The sequence below is a fragment of the Streptomyces sp. NPDC103540 genome, assembly GCF_055584445.1.
This window is the reverse complement of sequence record NZ_JBVJMA010000016.1, coordinates 84,982-105,065: the sequence shown is the minus strand read 5'-3', so window position 1 is coordinate 105,065 and position 20,084 is coordinate 84,982. Positions and strand designations below refer to the sequence as shown.

Genomic DNA, 20,084 nt, shown 5'->3' with positions numbered 1-20,084 from the left:
GGCGACCGTACGGGGCCCTTCGCGCGGCGTGCCGGCCGTCAGGCGCCCGGCGCGGCCGGGGCCGGGGCGCCCTCGACCGGGGCGTCCGCGCCCTGCGGGGCGGCTTCGGCCGGGGTGTCCGCGGCGCGGGAGCGCAGCAGGCCCCAGGCGAGGGCGATCAGCACCACCATCGAGGCGGCGCTGGCACCGGCGACGCTGTTGAGGCCGCTCGTGAAGGCCTCCCGGGCCGGGCCCAGGAGGGTGGCGGCGACCGACTCGGACAGGTCGGCGGCTGCCGCCGAGGCCCCGGCGAGGGACTCGCGCGCCGCGTCGGCGGCCCCGGCGGGCAGCCCGGCCGGCAGGGTGTCGGCGGCCTCGGCGCGGTAGACGGCCGTGCCGACGCTGCCCAGCAGGGCGACCCCGAGGGCGACGCCCAGCTCGCTGCTGGTCTCCGAGGTCGAGGCGGCCGATCCCGCCTTCTCGGGCGGGGCCGCGCCGACGACCAGGTCGGTGCTGAGCGCCGCCATCGGACCGAGCCCGAAGAAGATCAGCGTGAAGCAGGCGATCACCGGCAGGGCGCCGGATCCGCTGCCCACCTGGGTCAGGAGCAGGCCGCCGACGGCCGAGAGGGCCGCGCCGGCCGCGATAACCTGGCCGGTGCCGATCCGCTGCGCCACCGCGGGCGCCAGCATCGCTCCGACGACGGTGCCCAGGGCCGAGGGCAGCATCCACGGGCCGGCGGCCAGGGGGGAGAGGCCGTCGACCATCTGGAGGTACTGGGTGACGAACAGGCCGACGCCGCCCAGGGTGGCGGTGCCGATCAGCATGACGGCCAGGGCCCCGCTGAAGGAGCGGCTGCGGAAGAGGCCGATGTCGAGCAGGGGCGTGGTGAGCCGGCGCTGCCGGGCCACGAACACGACCGCGCTCGCGATGCCGACGGCTCCCGCGGCGAGGGCGGTGGCCGAGACGCCGTGCGCGGCCACCTCCTTGAGGGCGTAGATGACGGGCAGGATGGCCGTCAGGGACAGCGCGACGCTGGCGAGGTCGAGCCGGCCGGGCTCCGGGTCGCGGTACTCGGGCAGCAGCCGGGGGCCCGCCACGAGCAGGATCACCATGACCGGTACGCCCAGCAGGAACACCGAGCCCCACCAGAAGTACTCCAGGAGCGCCCCGCCGATGACGGGGCCGACGGCGGTTCCGGCCATGAAGCAGCTCATCCAGATCGCGATGGCCATGCCGCGCTGCTTCTCGTCCTGGAACATGTTGCTGATCAGGGCCAGCGTCGAGGGGCCGAGGGTGGCGCCCGCGATGCCCAGTAGGGCGCGGGTGACGATGAGCATCTCGGCGCTGGTGGAGTACGCCGCCAGCACGGAGGCCACGCCGAAGGCGGCGGCGCCGATCAGCAGGAGGCGGCGGCGGCCGATGCGGTCGCCGAGGGTGCCCATGGTGATGAGGAACCCCGCGATCATGAACGCGTAGATGTCCATGATCCACAGCTGTTGGGTGCTGCTGGGGTCGAGGTCGGCGCTCAGGTGCGGCAGCGCCAGGTACAGCACGCCCAGGTCGAGGGCGAGCAGGGTGGTGGGCAGGGCGAGGACCGCCAGCCCGATCCACTCCCTCCGGGTGGCCCTGGGGGCCGGGGGGCCTCCGGTCTCGGGGGCTGTTTCCATGGTTTTCCTTCCCGGTGTACGTCACTTCGTCGCTTCGGACAGGGGCTTGGTCCGTGGGGGGCGTCCGGCCTCGGGGGCTCGCGACCTCAGGGGCGGGCGGCGCGGTGGCGCGCGGTCAGGCGCTCCAGCAGGGGGACGATCTCGTTCGGGCTCGGGGTGCCCAGGCGCTGGGTGCGCAGCCGGGCGGCGTTGGCGGCGAAGGAGGGGTCGTCGAGGACGCGCAGCAGTTGGGCGCGCAGGAGTTCGGCGGTGATCTGGTCGGAGTCCGCGACGTACAGGCCGGCGCCCTCGTCCTGGAGGCCGTTGGCGTGGGCCACGGGCGCCCACCACTTCTCGCTCCAGTACGTGCCGGGCACGATCAGCTGGGGGACGCCGTGCTCGACGGCGGTGATGAAGGTGCCGGGTCCGCCGTGGTGGACGATGGCCGAGCAGGTGGGCAGCAGGGTGGTGAGCGGGACGAAGTCCACCAGCCGGACGTTGTCGGGGATGGTGGTGCCCGCGTCGAGCTGGCGGCCGGAGAAGGTGGCGACGACCTCGGCGTCGATGTCGGCCACCGCTTCGAGGAGTTCGGCCGCCGAGGCCTCTATGCCGTGGGACTCGCGGTGGGAGAAGCCGAGGGTCAGGCACACGCGGCGTCGCTCGGGCGGGTCGTAGACCCAGTCGGGCGACTGCACGGGGCCGTTGAAGGCGACGGGGCGCACCGGGACGTGGTGGATGCCCTTGGGGTGGTGGATCCAGTCCGGGGAGGGGTCGATGGTCCACTGGCCGAGGACCATCTCTTCGTCGAACTCGTGGCCGTGGCGCTTGAGGATCGGCTCCAGCCAGGCCCGCATGGGGTCGTGGCGGTGGGCCAGTTCGGGGGCGACGGCGGTGTGCAGCTGTCCGAGGGTGTCGACGCCCCACAGGAACCGGGCGTGCGCGGCGCCGCAGGCGCGGGCGGCGACGGGGCCGGCGAAGGACAGGGTGTTCCAGACGACCAGGTCGGGCCGCCAGCGGCGGGCGAAGGCGACGAGGTCGTCGAAGGTGGACTCGGGGGACAGCAGCGGGAAGAACTCGGTGGCCAGGGAAACGTACTCGGCGTACGGGTCGTCCCAGCCGTACTCGCTCTGCCGGGAGGTGGGGCGCAGGGTGCCCGGGGCGGCGCCCGCGGGTGCGCTCTCGACGGTGGGCCCGTCCTCGGGTTCGGCGTCGGCGAGGTCCTGTCCGAGGTGGCCGGCGGGTTCGCCGACGGGCACGGGCATGAGGCCGAGGCCGGCGATGTCGCCGGCGAGGTCGGGATGGCTCGCGACGCGCACCTCGTGCCCCGCGGTCTGCATCGACCAGGCCAATGGGGCCAGGAGGTACAGCTGCGATTTGTTCAGGCAGGAGACGAACAGGACACGCATGGGAGTCCCTTCCGGTAGCGGGAACGACCTCGACCGGCCCGGACGGCCCGGCCCCCGGGGTGCCGGGGCGTGCCGACAGGAGCGCCGGCGTCGAGCGTCGCACCGGGGCGGCGGGTCGGGCATCTTCTGGATTGCCCGGTTTCCGCGGGCGGGCGGCGGGCGCGGGCTACTGCTGCGGGCGGCGGGCGCGGGCTGCTGCGGCGGGCGGCGGGCGGGAACGACGGTGGGCGGGAACGACGGTGGGGCCGTGCGCGTGTGCGCGCACGGCCCCACGGCCCGGGAGGCTCCCGGGGATGTCACATCCGACTACACCTCGGCGGCGTAGGCCTCCAGGACGTCCGCGACCTCCTGCGGGCGGCTGAGCGGCAGGCAGTGGCCGCCGTCGATGGCGTCCGCCTCGACGCCGAGGCGGTCCTTGGCGACCTGGCGGCTCCACTCCTCGGGCATGAAGCGGTCGTCACGGCCGATCAGGACCCGGGAGGGGATGGACGGCCACGTCTCCAGCGGCCAGACCCGGTCCATCGGGGTCTGCTGCTGGATCCGCGCCCGGCGCAGGGCCTCGGCGGCCAGCTCCGGCGGGACGTCGTGGTAGAACTGCGCGTTCTCGTCCTCGCCTTCGGCGGGTTCGTAGACGAGGTCGTTGTGGCCGGTGTTCTGCCACCACTCGTTCGGGGTCTCGCCGGGCCGCGGGATCATCCCGGACACGAACACGATGAGGTCGGCGCCCGTGCGCTCGGCCACGATGGGGGCGGTGAAGCCGCCCAGGGAGTGGCCCGCCACGACGAGGTCGGTGCGGTCGCCGACGGCCTCGACGACGGCGTCGGCGTACTCGCTGTAGGTCGCGCTCTCGTCCTCGCTGGGCAGGTCTACGGCGACCACGTCGTGGCCGCGCTCGCGCAGCGCGGCTTCCACCAGGTGCCAGCTCCAGGCGCCGTCTTCGGCTCCGTGGATCAACACGAAGGTCGTCATGTGAATTGGTCCTTCCGGTTGGTGCGTGTGCTCAGGCCCCGGCCGCCACCGCGACCGCCGCCCGGCGGGCGGAGGTACGGCGCAGCCACCAGTGTGCGGCCAGGAGGGTGACGATCCAGTTCGCCCAGAACCCGGCCAACTGAGCCAGTATGGGCAGGAGTTCGTAGTTGAAGTCGGGTATCAGCGCGGTTCCGTACCAGACCGCGTTGAAGAAGATCCGGCCCGTCACCACGCCCATGCACAGCGCGAAGCTGTAGATCATCAGTACCCGGTGGGTCTCGTAGCGGCGGGCGCGCGCCGCGCGGAACCCGCCGATGGTGACCACCAGCGACAGGGCCGCCCAGAGCGTGGTGCCCACGGCTCCGAGGCCGGTCAGCGTGCCGAAGGGCATGATCACCAGGGAGAGCGTCGCGGACGGCACCATGCCGCCGATGACGTACGCGCGCCCGCTCGCGCGGTGCACGGCCGGGTGCTCGCGGCGCAGCCACGGCCACATCTGGAGGCCCGCCGTGACGATGGCGACGGTCCCGAACACGATGTGCGCCACCAGGAAGGCGTAATGGCCGGCGAACCCCGGGTTGACGGGGATCAGCGACTCGGCCGGATCCAGGCCCAGGTAGCGCGGCCAGGTGTAGACGAGGAAGGCCGCGATCACCAGGGCCAGCGGCAGCGTCCAGGGCCGGCGCAGCCAGGAAACGGAGGACGCCGGGCCGGCGGTGGCGCCCACGGGGTCCGGCGCCTGTCTGTCGGTCACGTGGGCCGGATCGGTCTGAGTCATGGGCGCACACTCCTGCGCGGGCTGGGGAAGCGGAGGCTGAGTGCCGTATCTGCGACACGGTAGTGAGCGCGGCGGTCGCGCTCTTCTTCCAGATTGCTCAAGTCGGTTCAGGCGGCGATCTCGACGCGGGTGTGGTCGCCGACCACCAGGCGGTGGTGGGCTCCCGCGGGCCCGACGGTCGCCGAGCGGCCGATGATCGAGTCGTGCAGGCGGGGCACGTCGGCGACGGTCGCGCCGTCGAGGACGATGGAGTCGCCGACGTACGCCCCGCTGAGCACGCAGTCGCGGCCGACGGAGGTGTAGGGGCCGATCCGGCTGTGCTCGACGAGGGTCCCCGCGCCGATGACGGCCGGGCCGGTGATCCGGGAGGCGACGACCCGGGCTCCGGGACCCAGCACCACGGGGCCGTCGAGCACGCTGAGGCCGTCGACCGCGCCGTCGACGGCCGGCTCCAGGGCGCCGAGCAGACGACGGTTGCAGTCGAGGAGCGCATCGGCGCTGCCGGTGTCCTGCCAGTAGCCGTCGTGTTCGCCGGCCGAGACCGGGGCGCCCTCGGCGACCATCCACTGGAGGGCGTCGGTGATCTCCAGTTCGCCGCGGGCGCCCGGCCCGATCGCCGCGACCGCCGCGTGCACGGCCGAGGTGAAGAAGTACACGCCCATCAGGGCGAGGTCGCTGCGCGGCCGGCGGGGTTTTTCGACCAGGGCCCGGACCCGCCCGACCTCGTCGAGTTCGACGACGCCGAAGGCGCGCGGGTCCGCCACCTTGCGGACCATGACGTGGGCCGCGGGACGTTCCCGCGCGAACCGCGCGGCCGCCTCGGTGATGCCGTCGGGTACGACGATGTCACCGAGGTACAGCACGAAGTCGTCGTCGCCGAGGAAGGGACCGGCGAGTCGGACGCAGTGGGCCAGGCCGAGCGGGCGGTCCTGGCGGATGTAGGTGAGGCGCGCCCCGAACCGGGAGCCGTCGCCGAGCACCCGCTCGAACTCCTCCGCCCACCGGCCGACGATCAGGCCGATGTCCTCGACGCCCGCCGCCCGGATGTTCTCCAGGACGTACTCCAGGACGGGCTTGTTGGCGACGGGCACGAGCTGTTTGGGCATGGAGTGGCTGAGCGGGCGAAGGCGCGTACCCGATCCGCCCGCGAGGACGAGTGCTTTCACAGCGTGCCTCCCGGCGGGGCGTGGTGGGTCAGCCCTTGACGGGGCTGGTCTGGTAGGAGAAGAGCTTCCAGTCGCCTTCGTCCTTGACGACCACCCACACCGCGCGGACCTGGTCCTCGGGCGTCGGCCCGTCCTGCTCCGCGCGCACGAGCCCGCCCTCGGTGACGGCCACGGCCACGCCGTCGGTGATGAAGCGGACGGAGACCGGGTCGTGCACGACGCGGGTGCCCCGGTAGGGGCCCGCGAACTCCTCGGTCAGCCGGGTGCGGATCTGCTCGCGGCCCTGGAGCTGGTCGTCGCCCAGCAGCAGGCTGCCGTTGTCGGCGAAGACGTCGGCCAGGGCGTCGGCGTCGCCGCGGTCCCAGGTCCCGCGGAAGCGCAGCGGCACGCTGAGGACGGCTCCTTCCTCGCCGTTGGGGAAGCTGCCGTAGTGGCCGGCCCACTCCTTCGCCTGTTCGACGAGGAGGGCGGCCTTGGCGGCCCGTTCGGTCATCGGGGTCTCCTGCCTCTCGGGGGGATGGGCTGTGGCCGGGGGCCGACGGTCACCAGCGCAGGGTCGCGCCCGCGCCGCGCGGGCTGTTCTGGTAGGCGGTGAGCTGCCACTCGCCGTCGCGCTTGACGATGGTCCAGGTGGAGCGGACGGCGAGGGCCGGGTCGATCTCGGACTCGCCGGGGGGCAGGATCCCGCCGTGGGTGCGGATCAGCGCCACGTCGTCGGTGACGAAGCGCAGGTCGACGGGCTGGCCGGTGACGCCGCTGCCCTTGAACGGGCCGGCGTACGCGGCCGCCATGAAGGCGCGTATCTCCTCGCGGCTGGTCTTGTACACGTCGCCCGGCAGGATGAGCACCCCGTCCTCGGTGAAGACGTCGGCGACGCCGTCGGCGTCGTTCCTCGCCCAGGCGGCCACCAGCCTGAGCGGCACGCCGAGGGCTTCCTTCTCCTTCTCGCTGGTGAACGTCCCGTAGTAGGCGTCCAGTGCTGCGGTCACCATTCCTCCTTCGCCTGCCTGCTCGGACGCGTTCATCGTTGCCCCGCGCCTTCCGCCCGCGCATCTCCTGACGTGCTGGGGGCCGGTTCGGTGAACGTCACCGGCAGTGCGGCGAGGCCGCGGGTGATGCTCGGGCCGCCGATGCGCCAGCGCAGGCGCTCGGGCCGCTCGTCGAGGGCGAGGACGGGGAAGCGGCGCAGCAGGGAGCCGAAGGCGATCTCGCCCTCGACGCGGGCCAGCGCCGCGCCCAGGCAGTAGTGGATGCCGTGGCCGAAGGCCAGGTTCTCCTGTTCGGCACGGGCGATGTCGAGCCGGTCGGGCTCCGCGAAGCGCGCCGGGTCCCGGTCGGCGGCGGCCAGGACCACGGCGACGACGGACCCGGCGGGGATGACGGTGCCGGCGACCTCGGTGTCGGCGGTGGTGAAGCGCCAGGTCGCGCGCTCCACGGGGCCGTCGTAGCGCAGCAGTTCCTCGACGGCCCCGGGCAGCAGGTCGGGGCTTTCGCGCAGCAGGGCGAGCTGGTCGGGGGCGCGCAGCAGGGCGAGCACGCCGTTGCCGACCATGTTGGCCGTGTTGTTGTGCCCGGCGACGATCAGGAGCTTGGCCATGCCGATGAGCTCCCGCTCCGAGAGTCCCTCGCGGCCCTCGGACGCGGCGATGAGCACGCTCAGCAGGTCGGGTTGGGCGTCCACGGGCAGGCGGGTGTCGAGGCGCGCGCGCAGGGTGGCGAGCAGCCCGGTCAGGTAGGACTCCATCGCGGTGTTGCCCTGTTTTCGACGCAGTACGGCCGCCTCGTCGACGGGTGGGGACAGGGCCATGTCCGTCCAGGTCCCGAAGGCGCCGCGGTCCGCCTCGGGCACCCCGAGCAGCTCGCAGATCACGGTGATGGCCAGGGGGAAGGCGAGGTGGGCGACGATGTCGGGCCGTTCGGCGGCGGCGAGGGACTCCAGCAGCCCGTCGGTGATCTCCTGGATCCGCGGGCGCATGGCCTCGATGCGGCGCGGGGTGAACGCCCGGCCGACCAGGCGGCGCTGGCGGGTGTGGTCGGGCGGGTCGCTGTTGAGCATGTTGGCGCCCAGCGGGCCCTCCTCGCCTCCGGCACCCATGCTGCGCAGCCAGTCGGGGGCGAGGGTGGGGTCCTTGGAGAAGCGTGTATCGGCCAACACCTCGCGGGCCACGTCGTAGCGGGTGATGAGCCAAGACTCCAGGCCCATGGGGCCGGCCGTGCGGTGCACGGCGCCGTCCTGCCGCAGGAGGGCGTACGCCGGGTAGGGGTGGGCCTGGAAGGCCTCGCTCAGCAGGTCGATCGTGGTCATGGGTCCCCTCGGCTGTCTCCGGGCGCGGGAGCGCGCGTGGGGCCCAGCATTGGCGCGATCTCGCCGTCCGGGCACCTTCTGGATTGCGCTGTCGTGTCCGAAAGCAGTTGTCGGCGGTGCGGTGCGCAATCGGGAAGATGCGGGCCCGCGGGGCCGGTGAAACGGTCGGGCCATACATCCACGGGCACGTCGGGGAGGAAACTGATGGCGACCGCGCAGACACCGTCACGGCAGGAGTTGGTCCAGCGGGCCCGGGACCTGGCCCCCGTGCTGGGCAAGCACGCGCTGTGGTCCGAGGAGAACCGCAGGCTCCACGACGACGTCGTGGCGGCGATCTCCGACGCGGGCCTGACCCGGATGCGGGTGCCCACCCGGTACGGCGGTTACGAGAGCGACACCCGCACGGTGGTGGAGGTCCTCGCGGAGCTGGGCCGGGCGGACGGGTCCGCCGCGTGGAACGCGGCGATCTGGCAGATCAGCGGCTGGATCGCGGGTCTGTTCCCGGACGCCGCGCAGGACCTCTTCCACTCCACGCCGCAGGTGCGGGTGTGCGGGATCCTCAGCCCGTCCGCCATCGCCGAACCCGTCGAGGGCGGGGTGCGCGTCAGCGGTACGTGGGCCTTCAACAGCGCGGCGCTGCACAGCGACTGGGACATGAACGCGGCGCTGCTGCGGCACCCGGACGGCTCCATGGAGCCGATCATGACGGCGATCCCGCTGTCGGAGCTGGAGGTCGTCGACGACTGGTACACCTCGGGTCTGCGCGGGTCGGGCAGCGTCTCGACGACCGCGCGGGAGGTGTTCGTGCCCCAGGAGCGGGTGCTGTTCATGCGCAACGTGCTGCACGAGGTGTACGCCTCCGAGCGGAACGCCGAGAGCCCCCTGTTCCGGGGACCGCTGCTGCCGACGGCGTGCGCGACGATCAGCGGCGTGGCGCTGGGCCTGGGCTGGGCGGCGCGGGACGCGTTCTTCGAGCGGCTGCCGGGTCGGGGCATCACGTACACCGACCATTCCAGCCGCAAGGACGCCCAGCTGACGCACCTCCAGGTGGCGGAGGCCGAGATGCGGATCGAGGAGGCGGAGTTCCACACCTTCCGCGCCGCCGACCTGGTCGACGCCAAGAACGCGTCCGGGGAGGCGTGGACCACGCAGGAGCGGGCGCGGGTGCGGGCCGACATGGGGCGGACCTGTCAGCTGGTGAAGGAGGCCGTGGACGTGTACGCGACGGCCTCCGGCGGCACGTCGATCTACCAGACCGTGCCGATCCAGCGGATCGAGCGGGACGTCCGCGTGGTCAACCTGCACGCCATCATGCAGCCGGCCACCAACCTGGAGCTCTACGGGCGCCTGCTGTGCGGCCTGGAGCCCAACACGCACTACATCTGAGCCGCTCCCCGCCCTCCCCGGCTCCCTCCCCCGCGCTCTCCCGGGCCCTCCCCCGCCCGTCCCCCGTTCCCCGTCTCCCCCAGGAGTGCACATGCCTGTTCTTCCTGACGACCGCCCGCCCACCGTGGCGGTCGTGGGCTTCGGATACGTCGGCTCGTGCCTCTCGGCGGCCCTGGCCGACCGCGGCCTCGACGTCGTCGGCGTGGACACCGACGCCTCCCTGGTCGCGGAACTGGAGCGCGGGTACTGCCGCTTCCAGGAGAGCGGCCTGTCCGAGATGGTGCTGCGCACCATGGCCGACGGGCGGCTGCGGGTCACCACCGACCACGCGGCCCTCGACGACGCCGACGTGGTGGTGATCGCCGTCGGCACGCCCGTGCGCGCCGACGGCTCGCTCGCCGACGAGGCCCTGCGCGAGGTCTGCGCGGAGCTGGGGCGGCGGCTGCGGCCCGGCCGGCTGGTGGTCCTCAAGAGCACGGTGTCGCCGGGCACCACCCGCAACCTGGTGCTGCCGCTGTTGGAGAAGGGGGGCCTGACGGCCGGGCGGGACTTCGCCCTGGCCTTCACCCCGGAGCGGCTGGCCGAGGGGGCGGCGCTGCGGGAGCTCGCCACCTTCCCGATCGTGGTGGGCGGCCTCGACGAGGAGTCCGTCCGTACGGCGTCCGGGTTCTGGCGGCGGGCGCTCGGCGTGAGGACGATCGAGCTGGGTTCGCTGGAGGCCGCCGAGATCGTCAAGCTGGCCGACAACTGGTGGATCGACCTCAACATCGCGCTGGCCAACGAACTGGCGGTGTTCTGCGACCTGTTCGAGGTGGACGTGATGGACGTCATCTCGGCGGCCAACACCATCGCCAAGGGCAACGGCAGCGTCAACATCCTCACCCCGGGCGTCGGGGTGGGCGGCTCCTGCCTGACGAAGGACCCGTGGATGGTGTGGCGCGCGGCCCGGGAGCGGGGCGTGGAGATCCGTACGGCGCCCGTCGCCCGGGAGGTCAACGCGGCGATGCCGGCCCACACGGCCGGCCTGGTCCTGCGGGAGCTGGAGGCGCTGGGCAAGGATCCGGCGGGGGCCCGGGTGGCGGTCCTCGGGCTGTCGTTCAAGTCGGGGTCGGGGGACCTGCGGGCCACCCCGGTGCTGGACGCGGTCCGGGCGCTGACGGCGGCCGGGGTCGAGGTCCGCCTGCACGATCCGCTCGTCGACCGGGAGGCGGCCGCCTCGCTGTTCGGCCTGGAGCCGGAGCGGAGCGTGGCGGACGCGGTGCGCGGCGCGGACTGCGTGGCGGTCCTGGCCCGCCACCCGCAGCTGGAGGGGCTGGACTACGGGGCCCTGCCGCTGGCCGCCCGGGCGGTCGTGCTCGACGGGCGCGACTGCTTCTCCGGAGCGGAGATCGAGGCTGTTCGCCGGGCCGGGCACGTCTACCGCGGCATCGGGCGGCGGTGATGGCGCGCGTCCTGGTCACCGGGGGCAACGGGTTCATCGGTGGCCACCTGGTGCGGCGGCTGCTGGAGCGGGGCGACGAGGTGACCGTCTACGACGGCGCCGCGCCGCCCGGGGGCGGCGCCGCCCCGGGCGCCCGCTTCGTGGAGGGCGACGTCCGTGACGCGGACCGGCTGGGGACCGCCCTGAAGGGGGCGGAGCTGGTGTACCACCTGGCCGCGGTGGTCGGCGTGGACCGGTACCTGTCGCGGCCCCTCGACGTGATCGACATCAACTTCTCGGGGACCCGCACCGTGCTGGACCTGGCCTGCCGGGCGGACGCCAGGGTGGTCGTGGCCAGCACCAGCGAGGTCTTCGGGAAGAACCCGGCCGTGCCCTGGGCCGAGGACGGGGACCGGGTGCTGGGGCCCACCAGCGCCGACCGCTGGACGTACTCCTCCAGCAAGGCCCTGGCCGAGCACCTGACCTTCGCCTTCGCCCGCCAGCACGGTCTGGAGGCGACGGTGGTGCGCTACTTCAACGTCTACGGTCCCCACCAGCGGCCGGCGTACATCGTGAGCCGCTCCGTGCACCGGGCGCTGAACGGGCTGCCGCCGGTGGTCTACGACCGCGGGGGCCAGACCCGCTGCTTCACGTACGTCGACGACGCGGTGGCCGGGACGGTGCTGGCCGCGACCGTTCCCGGGGCGGCCGGTGAGGCCTTCAACCTGGGCAGCGAGACCGAGTCGACGGTCGGCGAGGTGGTGGACCTGGTCGTGGAGCTGACCGGGGCGGGCTGCGGTACCGCGGCCGCCGACACCGCCGCCGCGTACGGCCGGGCGTACGAGGACCTGGCCCGACGGGTGCCGCTGACCACGAAGGCCCGTACGGTGCTGGGCTGGAAGTGCGCGACCCCCCTGCGCGAGGGGCTGGAGCGGACCGTCGCCTGGGCGCGGGCCACGCCGTGGTGGCTGGAGCTGCCGGACAGCGGGGCCGGCTGAGGGGCGGTCCGGGCGGCCGGCCGTGGGGCCGGCCGTCGCCGCGCGGCGCGGGCTCACAGGGCCACCAGCGCGCGGGGGGCGGTCGCGGTGACGGCGGCGACGGCGTCCTTGACGATGGAGACGACCTGGTCGACGTGGCGCCGGTGGGTGCGGTGGTTGAGCACGCACAGGCGGAGCGTGTAGCGGCCGTGGATGCGGGTGCTGGTGAGGTGGACGCGCCGGTCGGCGTGGATGGCCTCCAGCAGCCGCCGGTTGGCGTCGTCGCCGTCGCGGAGCCGGAAGTTGAGGACGGTCAGGTCCGGGGTGAGGATCTCCAGCTCGGGGACCGTCAGCAGTTCGGCGTGGACGTGCCGGGCGAGGTCGAGCTTCTCGTCGAGGGCGGCGCGGAATGCGGCGACGCCGTGCAGGTGCAGCGGCAGCCACAGGCGCAGGCCCCGGTAGCCGCGGCTCATCTCGGTGCCGAGGTCCTGGTAGTCGGGCAGGGGCGTCTCGCGGTCCATGTCCTGGAGGTAGGCGGCGTCGGCGCTGTGCGCGGCGTGCAGGAGGCGTTCGTCGCGCACGAGGAGCACGCCCGAGCTGTAGGGGAAGAACATCGACTTGTGCGGATCGAGGGCGATGGAGTCGGCGCGTTCGATGCCGGCCAGGGCGGCCCGGCCGCGTTCGGTGAGCTGGAAGCCGCCCCCGTAGGCCGCGTCGACGTGCAGCCACAGTCCCCGGTCGCGGGCGAGGTCGGCGAGGACGTCGATCCGGTCGACGGCCCCGGTGTTGGTGGTGCCGGCGGTCGCGACGAGGAGGAAGGGGATCCTGCCGGCCGCCCGGTCTTCGACGATCATCCGTTCGGCCGCCTCGGGGTCCATCCGCAGGCCCTCGTCGACGGGGACCAGGCGGACCTGGTCGGGTGACATGCCCGCGATGCGGGCGGCCTTGGCGACCGAGAGGTGGGTGTGCTCGGTGGTGTAGACGGTCGCGCGGTGGTGGTAGGGCGGGTCGCCGAGGATCTCCTGTCGGGCGGCGAGCAGGGCGGAGAGGGCTCCGGTGGAGGCCCCGGTGGTGACGAGGCCGCCGGCGGCGGCCGGCAGGCCGAACTGTCGGGCGAACCAGCGGATCACCCCGTGTTCCATGGCGACGAGGCCGGGTGCCATGGAGCTGGCGGCGGTGAAGCGGTTGACGGTGCAGGCGAGGAGTTCGGCCACGGCGGAGGTGAAGAGGCCGCCGCCGGGGAAGTAGGCGAAGGTGTTCGGGCCGGCGGTGTCGGCGGCCTGTTCGGCGGCGCCGCGGAAGGTGTCGAGCAGCCGGCCGAACTCCCCGGGCTGTTCGGCGGGCGGGGCCAGCAGGGCGGCGGTGTCGGCGTCGATGCCGTGGTCCGTGGCGGATCCGGCGCTGCTCAGGCCGTTGAGGGGCGCGGTGTCGAGCGAGCCGATGAAGTCGGTGACGAAGGAGGTCGCGGAGGCCATCATGGCGGCGATCTCGTCCTGGCGGGGCTCCAGCCCCGGGCGCAGCTCCGACACGGTCCTCACGCTCCCGTCACGGTCGTCGTGGCCGCGGCGCGGGCGGCGGGGTGGGTGTCCTCCAGGGGCGGCAGGGGGTAGGCGTAGACGCTGCCCGGGTACATGACGGGCCGTCGCCAGTCGGAGGGGTCGAGCGGGGCGAGGGTGTGGCGGTGGCGGCGGGAGGCGTCGATGGCGGCGGCGCGGGCGTCGGAGGAGCGGCCGCTGGAGTCGGCGATCTGCTGGATGCGTTCGCTGCCGAAGTTGATGGGGGCGGCCTGGCTGAACTCCTGGGCGCTGACCTGGAGCCAGCCGTCGGTGTCCTCCTTGATGCCGTCGGCGAGGCGGCGTACGGCCTCGTCGTGGTCGGCGCCGGCGTCCCGGGCCTTCCAGTAGTCCAGGACCCGCCGACCGTGTCCGATCATGCCGGTCATGGCGCCGCCGCTGGTCATGAAGTGGCCGTTGCCGAAGGAGTCGCCGGCGATGACGCCGTTGGCGGCGACCAGGGCGTCGGCCCCGGTGCGTTCGACGAGGCTGAACATCTTGGGCCCGTAGGTCATCTGGACCTTGCGCAGTTCGCTCTTGGGTATCTCCAGGATGTGCGAGGACTGCTCCAGGTAGAACTCGCGCAGCAGGTACTGGTAGCCGGCGTAGTACTCGGGCGATTCGTGGTCGGTGCCCTCGGGGATCAGGCCGGCCGCGATCGGGTCGAACTTCTTGAAGTCGGGGACCTGGACGAGGACCCAGCCGACGGCGGGGTCGCCCTCGTGGCCCACCGCGATCTGGCGGGTCCAGTACTCGACGCCGTCCTCGTCGAACTCGGAGGCGACGCGGCGGCGCAGGCGGCCGTCGACGAGGACGTCCATCAGCCCGGCGAGGTAGTCGGCCTGGGCCACGACGGGGCCGCGGCCGTCGCCGTGGTCGACGAGGACGTCCTCCTGCTTGAAGCCGAGCTGGTCGGCGTCGTCGCTGCGGAAGCCCTGGGCGACCATGAACACCTTCGGGACGCCGAGGTCGATGACGTCGGTGCCCGGGGCGCGCACCCGGCGGAACTTGCCCTTGAAGTCGAGCTCGCGGACCGCCTCGATGCGTACGTTGCGCAGTCCGTCGCCGGCGTCCTGGAAGCCGGTGCCGTCGGTGAGGACGCGGTGCTGGCTGAAGAGGCGGACGCGCGGCCGGGCGACACCGGCCTGGAGGTCCTGGCGTTCGACGGCCTCCAGGTAGCGGCGCAGCAGGATCAGCACGTCGGCGGCGCGGGACTGGAAGGCGGAGGGGCCGTCGAGGACCTGGGTCATGGACTCGCCGAGGCGGTTCTCGTCGGGGCGGGTGGGCAGGGTGACCGGGTCGAGGACGGTGACGATGCGGTGGGGCCGGCCCTCCTTCCAGCGGTCGTCGATGAACTCCGCGTGCTGGACGGTGCCGGCGATGCGGGCCTCGGCGCCGACGTACGAGCCGAGGAAGCCGGTGACGACCTCGTCGGCGGCGACGGGTCCGGCGGGCAGGCCCGGCTGGTAGAGGCTGTCGGCGAGCCAGAGGATCTTGCCGTCCCCGCGTCGGGGCAGGCGGTCCTCGCCGTAGCGCTCCAGCATCATCCGGTCGATCAGTCCGAGGTGGTGGTAGAGCTCCTCGCGTATGTTCCAGTGGACTCCGAGGGAGGGGCCGCCGCGCAGTTCGACGCCCACGGCCCGCCGTCCCATGGCGACCGTCCAGAGCATGGCCATCATGTTGGTGCCGCCGAGGCCGAGGGCGAGGAAGTCGGGGTCGCGGACCCCGGTGAGGTCGTCGGCCAGCGCGTCGCGGTCGAAGCCGACGGCGGGGGCGTTCGGGGTCGTCTCGGTGCGGCTCATGTCGTGCTCCTCTTCGGGGTCGCGAGGGTGGTGTGGGCGGGCGGGACGTTCGTGGTGGTGTCCGGTGCCAGGGGGCGGGGGTCGGCCCCGCAGAGTCGGGCGAGGTGGGCGACGGCGGTGACGTCCCGCGGATCGGTGTCCGGGTAGGGGCACAGGATCCAGGGGCGGCCGGCGAACAGCGCGGGGTGCGGGGTGCGGGCGTCGGGGCCGCGGCGTCCCGCCAGCGGATGTCCCGGTACGTGGCCCAGCAGGTCGCAGCCGCGCAGTGCGGCCTCGGACCGCACCGCCGGGGTGGTGCCGGCGGTGTCGGTGTAGACGTGGCCCAGGCCCCGGGCCTGGGCGGTGACCAGCGCGTCGACCGTGTCGTGCGGGTCGGTGGCGACGACGACCAGGTCGGCGGGCGGGTGGCGGTCGGTGAGCGGGGTGCCGGCCCCGAGCCGCACGGCGGCGGCCAGGGCGTCGGCGTCCGGGTCGTCGAGGGTGACCTCGACCCCGGCGCCGGCCAGGGCGAGCGCGATGGAGGTCCCGGTCACTGTGCAGCCGATGACGGTGACCCTCCTCGGGCCCGCTCCGGTCACGGCCGCCTCACTCCGCGGAGTCGGTGAACTGGCCGGGGCGGCGGCCCTCGCCGGCGGGTCCGCGGTAGGCCTGGGCGATGTCGAGCCACGCCTCGGCGTCCTCGCCGGTGGCGGTGAGCGCGAGGTCGGCGCGGTGGCGGCGGCGGGTGACCAGGAGGGCGAAGTCGTGGGCGGGTCCGACGATCTTCTGGGCGGCGTCCTCGGGGCCGATGTTCCAGGGCTCGCCGGAGGGGCTGGTCAGTTCGAAGCGGAAGGGTTCGGCGGGGGCGGTCAGACCGCGGGCCTGGTAGCCGAAGTCGCGGGTGAGGAAGGCGAAGAAGGCGAGGTTGTGGAGGCGGTCGGTCGGTTCGCGGCGGACGCCGAGGGCGTCGGCGACGTCCTGGCCGTGGGCGAAGAGCTCCATGATCCCGGCGCTGGCGAGGACGGCCGGCGGCAGCGGGTTGACCAGCCAGGGCACGACCTGTCCCTCGGGGACCGCGGCGAGGGCGGCGACGGAGGCCTCGCCCTCGGCCCGGAAGCGGGCGAGGAGTTCGGCCGGCGGGAGGGTGTTGAACTGCGCGAGGGCGGCGTTGACGGCCCCGTTGAAGTCGCCGGCGGCGGAAGCGGCGATGGCCTTGAAGGTCTCGGGCTCGGCCGCGGCGGTCTTCGCGAGGGTGAAGATGAAGGTCAGGTGGGCGATCTGGTCCGCGACGCTCCAGCCGGGGGCGGGGGTCGGGGTCCGCCAGGCGGCCTCGTCGATGCCGGCGACGAGGGCGGCGACCTCGTCGATGTCGGCGGACAGGTCCTTGAGTACGTCGTTCAGGGCGCTCATGTCGGGTCTCCTCGATGCGGTCGTGCGGGCGGTGGTGTGGTGGGTCGCGCGGTGGGTTGTGTGAAAGGACTGACCGGGCGCGGGCGGCGGGTGGTCGGTCCCGTGAAGCAACCCACCGGGCGGGGGGCGGGTCCCGTGAAGCAACCCACCGGGCGTGCGGGGCGGCGGGGGTCGGGGCGCGGGCGCGCTCACGCCGCCCGGCCGGCCAGTGACCGGGTGCCGTCCTGGTAGGGCTCCAGGGCCCGGGCCAGGGCGGCCGGGATCAGGGAGGGGACGGTGTCGGTGTTGGGGCCGCGCATGCAGGCGATCCGCTGCCGGCCGCGGGCGATGAGGGTCTCGACCCCGTCCTCGCCCAGCTTCACGTAGTCGAAGGTGAACTCCAGCTGGGTCTGGCCCTGCTCGGCCAGTCGCATCCGGATGGACAGCTCGTCGAAGGCGGTGATCTCGGCGAAGAACTCGCAGTCGACCTTCAGGGTGAACAGCTTGAGGTCGTCCTGGACCTCGGCGAGGACGGCCGGGGCCTTCTGCTTGAGGAACAACTCCCGACAACGTCCCTGCCAGCGCAGGTAGTTGACGTAGTAGACGTTGCCCACGAGGTTGGTCTCCTCGAAGCCGACCGTGTGCCGGTACTCGAAGTATCCGCTCATGTCTCTCCCTCCGTCGGATGCGTGCGGCATCACGGTTCGTTGAAGCAACCCACTCGGGGTGCGGACCGTCCGCGACCGAAGGGGCCGCGGACGGGTGTCCGTCAGGAACGTGCGAGGGTGGGCAGCAGGGGCAGGACGTTCCTGCGACCGCTGCGGGATCCACCGGGGGCCGGCGCCCCGTAGGTGACCGACACGCCCCGCGCCTGGGCGGCGCGGACGATGCCGGGCACGGCGCGCTCGGCGAGCGCGGCGATGGTCATGGCCGGGTTGACGGTCAGCGCGCCGGGAACGGCGGAACCGTCGGTGACGAAGATGCCCGGGTGGCCGCGCAGCTCGTTGGTGTCGTCGAGCGCGGACGTCTCGGGGTCGTCACCCATGCGGACCGAGGACAGCGGGTGGACGGTGTAGGCGCCCACCAGGTCGTTGGTCCACGGCATCACCTTGGCGAGGCCGTCCTTCTCCAGGATCTCCTTGACCTCGGCGTCGGACTTGTCCCAGGCGCCCAGGGTGTTCGCGGTGGGGTCGTAGCGCAGGTTGCCGCGGCCCAGCATCTGCTGGGATATGCGGTGCGCGTTGCCGGTGGCGGGAGGGGGTCCGAAGACGCCCTCGTTGTCGTCCTCGATCATCGTGAAGATGGTCAGCCAGGACGTCCAGCGCTTGAGGATCTCCTTCTTCTCGGGGCCGAACCAGGTGGGTCCGACGGCGTCGGGCACCTGGGCGAGGATGGTGCCCAGGCCGGGCGGGAAGTACAGCTGTTCCAGCGAGTAGCGCGAGTACTCGGGCAGGGAGGCGTCGAGCCGGTCCCAGCTGGCCACGGTCGGGCCCTTGCCGATCTGGTTGGCGGCGTAGGCCAGGCCGTCGCCGCGGTCGAGCCCCAGCAGTTCGGCGGCCTTCGCCTCGTCGATGATCGCGGTGTTGAGCCGTTCGCCGTTGCCGGAGAAGTAGCGGCCGACGGCCCTCGGCATGGTGCCGAGGTGGTCCTCGCTGCGCTGGAGGATGACGGGGGTGGCGCCGGCGCCCGCCGCGACGACCACGATCTTCGCCTCGATGACGCCGGAGCCGACGTGGACGCGGTAGTCCTCGTCGTCCACGACCTCGTAGTGGACGCGGTAGTCGCCGTCGGAGGTGCGGGCGATGTACTGGACCTCGTGCAGGGGGCGGATCTCGGCGCCGTGGGCGAGGGCCGCGGGCAGGTAGTTCACCAGCAGCGACTGCTTCGCCTCGAAGCGGCAACCGGCCATCATCCAGTTGCAGTTGACGCACTTGGTGTTGTCGATGGCGACGGCGAGCGGGTTGGCGGTGCGGCCGGCGCGGTCGCAGGCCGCGGCCCACAGGCCGCCGGCGTAGCTGACGTCCTCCCAGGTCTGCCGGGTGACGGACAAGGACTCCTCGACGCGGTCGTACCAGGGGTCGAGGGTGGCGCGGCTGACGGAGCCCGGCCACATGCGGCGGCCGATGGAGCCGTGTCGGTCGAAGACGAAGCGGGGGGCGCGGGGCATCGCCGCGAAGTAGACGACGCTGCCGCCGCCCACGCAGTTGCCGCCCAGGACGCTCATCCCGTCGCCGACCGTGAAGTCGAAGGCCCGGGTGTAGGAGGAACCGAGCTTGTAGTCGTGTTCGAAGTCGTCGCTCTTGAGCCAGGGCCCGCGCTCCAGGACGGTGACCTTCGCGCCGCCGGCCGCCAGGTGGTAGGCGGCGATGGCGCCGCCGAAACCGCTCCCGATGACCAGCACGTCGGTACGTTCGGCCGTCGAGCTCATGCGGGACTCCCGGTGGACGTGGTGTCGGGGTGCAGGCGGGCGAGCGGGCGGCCGTAGCCGAACTCCTTGAAGCGCCACAGGCCGTCGGCGTCGGGGTGGCTCAGGCCCATGGCGGCGAGGCCGGGGTGGCCCGCCGCCAGTGCCTCGGCGGTGTGCAGGTGCGCGGCGGAGTCGAAGGCCATGTTGCAGAAGAGCGAGAGCAGGACCCAGAACTCCTTCTCCGGGTGGCCCGGCCGCGTCAGTCGCAGGACCAGTTCGGCCCGGTCGGGGTAGGCGAGGGCCACGAAGGGGGGTACGTCCCGGTCGAGGGTCAGGCCGCGCTCGGCGGCGTACTCCTCGGCGTGGGCGTTGGCGAGCCGGGCCAGGTCGTCGAGACCGTCGTGGATCCCGGTCGCGTCCCAGCTCAGCAGTTCCAGGGCCCCGGCCTGGACGGCGCCGCCGCCGGTGGCGACGCCGGCGATGGCCCGGTCTCCGGCCCACCGCTTCTGTCCGGGGACGATCGTGTCCGCATAAGCCTCCAGGGTGATCGTCGTCGTGTGCTTCTCGCCGCCAGGCGCCACACGTCCCTCGTCCTGTCCCATCTCAGCCTCCCGTCGTTTCTTCCGGAGCGGGGCGCCTTGCGGCATGGCAGAAAGCTAGGCGCGGTATCCGCGTTCAGGCAACGGAAGTCCGTTCGGGCGGGCCGCCGACCTTCCCAAGTCGTCGCGAGAAGCGGGTGGACTGCCCAGAGTCGCGGCATCGGGAACGGCCGGGTCCGCGCCCGCTCTTTTCGGCCCTTAGGCTGCTGGCCGGGATGCATTCCTCGTCGCCTGCGACGGCCCTTCCACGAAGGGAACGGGCATGCGAAAGGGCTTCGGGTCTCCTCCCTGGGGGAATTGTGGGTAGCTCCGACCGCTCC

Annotated in this window: 18 protein-coding genes; 3 read left to right on the top strand and 15 right to left on the bottom strand. The window is 73.2% G+C overall.

What is annotated here, in order from left to right; all coding sequences use genetic code 11:
• Window positions 1-38: 38 nt before the first annotated feature.
• From ACZ6ZI_RS31960 to ACZ6ZI_RS31925, 8 genes are all read right to left on the bottom strand, one after another.
• Window positions 39-1,649 (bottom strand): MFS transporter, encoded by a 1,611-nt coding sequence (locus ACZ6ZI_RS31960; RefSeq protein WP_469526690.1) that lies wholly within the window; start codon window positions 1,647-1,649, stop codon window positions 39-41.
• A gap of 86 nt (window positions 1,650-1,735) precedes the next feature.
• The gene (locus tag ACZ6ZI_RS31955) at window positions 1,736-3,034 is read right to left on the bottom strand and encodes an activator-dependent family glycosyltransferase (RefSeq protein WP_469526688.1); all 1,299 of its coding nucleotides are present in this window, start codon (window positions 3,032-3,034) and stop codon (window positions 1,736-1,738) included.
• 306 nt (window positions 3,035-3,340) lie between these two features.
• Window positions 3,341-4,003, bottom strand: a complete 663-nt coding sequence (locus tag ACZ6ZI_RS31950; RefSeq protein ID WP_469526685.1) for an alpha/beta hydrolase — start codon at window positions 4,001-4,003, stop codon at window positions 3,341-3,343.
• Window positions 4,004-4,034: 31 nt separating this feature from the next.
• Window positions 4,035-4,781 carry a DUF2306 domain-containing protein gene (locus tag ACZ6ZI_RS31945; protein WP_363056368.1) on the bottom strand — a complete coding sequence of 249 codons (747 nt, stop codon included), beginning with the start codon at window positions 4,779-4,781 and terminating at the stop codon, window positions 4,035-4,037.
• Window positions 4,782-4,888: 107 nt separating this feature from the next.
• Window positions 4,889-5,947: a glucose-1-phosphate thymidylyltransferase gene (locus ACZ6ZI_RS31940; protein ID WP_469526681.1), complete on the bottom strand. Its 1,059-nt coding sequence runs from the start codon at window positions 5,945-5,947 to the stop codon at window positions 4,889-4,891.
• A 28-nt stretch (window positions 5,948-5,975) separates the two neighbouring features.
• Window positions 5,976-6,440: an SgcJ/EcaC family oxidoreductase gene (locus ACZ6ZI_RS31935; protein ID WP_363056372.1), complete on the bottom strand. Its 465-nt coding sequence runs from the start codon at window positions 6,438-6,440 to the stop codon at window positions 5,976-5,978.
• Window positions 6,441-6,489: 49 nt separating this feature from the next.
• Entirely contained in the window at window positions 6,490-6,936 is a 447-nt protein-coding gene (locus tag ACZ6ZI_RS31930; protein WP_469526679.1) for an SgcJ/EcaC family oxidoreductase, read from the bottom strand.
• A gap of 32 nt (window positions 6,937-6,968) precedes the next feature.
• Window positions 6,969-8,252, bottom strand: coding sequence for a cytochrome P450 family protein (locus ACZ6ZI_RS31925; RefSeq protein ID WP_469526676.1), 1,284 nt, complete (start codon window positions 8,250-8,252; stop codon window positions 6,969-6,971).
• Between the two features lie 204 nt (window positions 8,253-8,456).
• On the opposite strand from ACZ6ZI_RS31925, the gene ACZ6ZI_RS31920 reads away from it, so the two are divergent.
• From ACZ6ZI_RS31920 to ACZ6ZI_RS31910, 3 genes are all read left to right on the top strand, one after another.
• Window positions 8,457-9,638 carry an acyl-CoA dehydrogenase family protein gene (locus ACZ6ZI_RS31920; RefSeq protein WP_469526674.1) on the top strand — a complete coding sequence of 394 codons (1,182 nt, stop codon included), beginning with the start codon at window positions 8,457-8,459 and terminating at the stop codon, window positions 9,636-9,638.
• 91 nt (window positions 9,639-9,729) lie between these two features.
• Window positions 9,730-11,079 (top strand): nucleotide sugar dehydrogenase, encoded by a 1,350-nt coding sequence (locus ACZ6ZI_RS31915; RefSeq protein ID WP_469526672.1) that lies wholly within the window; start codon window positions 9,730-9,732, stop codon window positions 11,077-11,079.
• Window positions 11,079-12,056 (top strand): NAD-dependent epimerase/dehydratase family protein, encoded by a 978-nt coding sequence (locus ACZ6ZI_RS31910; protein WP_363056382.1) that lies wholly within the window; start codon window positions 11,079-11,081, stop codon window positions 12,054-12,056. The genes ACZ6ZI_RS31915 and ACZ6ZI_RS31910 overlap by 1 nt, the downstream gene beginning before the upstream one ends.
• A gap of 53 nt (window positions 12,057-12,109) precedes the next feature.
• On the opposite strand, the gene ACZ6ZI_RS31905 is transcribed toward ACZ6ZI_RS31910, so the two are convergent.
• The 7 genes from ACZ6ZI_RS31905 to ACZ6ZI_RS31875 form a co-directional block, all read right to left on the bottom strand.
• Window positions 12,110-13,564, bottom strand: a complete 1,455-nt coding sequence (locus ACZ6ZI_RS31905; protein ID WP_469526668.1) for a pyridoxal phosphate-dependent decarboxylase family protein — start codon at window positions 13,562-13,564, stop codon at window positions 12,110-12,112.
• A 5-nt stretch (window positions 13,565-13,569) separates the two neighbouring features.
• The gene (locus ACZ6ZI_RS31900; RefSeq protein ID WP_469526667.1) at window positions 13,570-15,390 is read right to left on the bottom strand and encodes a hypothetical protein; all 1,821 of its coding nucleotides are present in this window, start codon (window positions 15,388-15,390) and stop codon (window positions 13,570-13,572) included.
• Complete coding sequence (locus ACZ6ZI_RS31895) at window positions 15,387-15,968, bottom strand: prephenate dehydrogenase/arogenate dehydrogenase family protein (RefSeq protein WP_469526665.1); 582 nt, start codon at window positions 15,966-15,968, stop codon at window positions 15,387-15,389. Before ACZ6ZI_RS31895 ends, ACZ6ZI_RS31900 begins: the two co-directional genes overlap by 4 nt.
• A gap of 7 nt (window positions 15,969-15,975) precedes the next feature.
• Window positions 15,976-16,779, bottom strand: a complete 804-nt coding sequence (locus tag ACZ6ZI_RS31890; RefSeq protein ID WP_469526664.1) for a TIGR03084 family metal-binding protein — start codon at window positions 16,777-16,779, stop codon at window positions 15,976-15,978.
• Window positions 16,780-16,967: 188 nt separating this feature from the next.
• Window positions 16,968-17,426, bottom strand: a complete 459-nt coding sequence (locus ACZ6ZI_RS31885; protein ID WP_363056392.1) for an acyl-CoA thioesterase — start codon at window positions 17,424-17,426, stop codon at window positions 16,968-16,970.
• A gap of 101 nt (window positions 17,427-17,527) precedes the next feature.
• Window positions 17,528-19,186: an FAD-dependent oxidoreductase gene (locus tag ACZ6ZI_RS31880; RefSeq protein WP_469526662.1), complete on the bottom strand. Its 1,659-nt coding sequence runs from the start codon at window positions 19,184-19,186 to the stop codon at window positions 17,528-17,530.
• Entirely contained in the window at window positions 19,183-19,767 is a 585-nt protein-coding gene (locus tag ACZ6ZI_RS31875) for a DUF5987 family protein (RefSeq protein WP_363056395.1), read from the bottom strand. The genes ACZ6ZI_RS31880 and ACZ6ZI_RS31875 overlap by 4 nt, the downstream gene beginning before the upstream one ends.
• Between the last annotated feature and the right edge of the window lie 317 nt (window positions 19,768-20,084).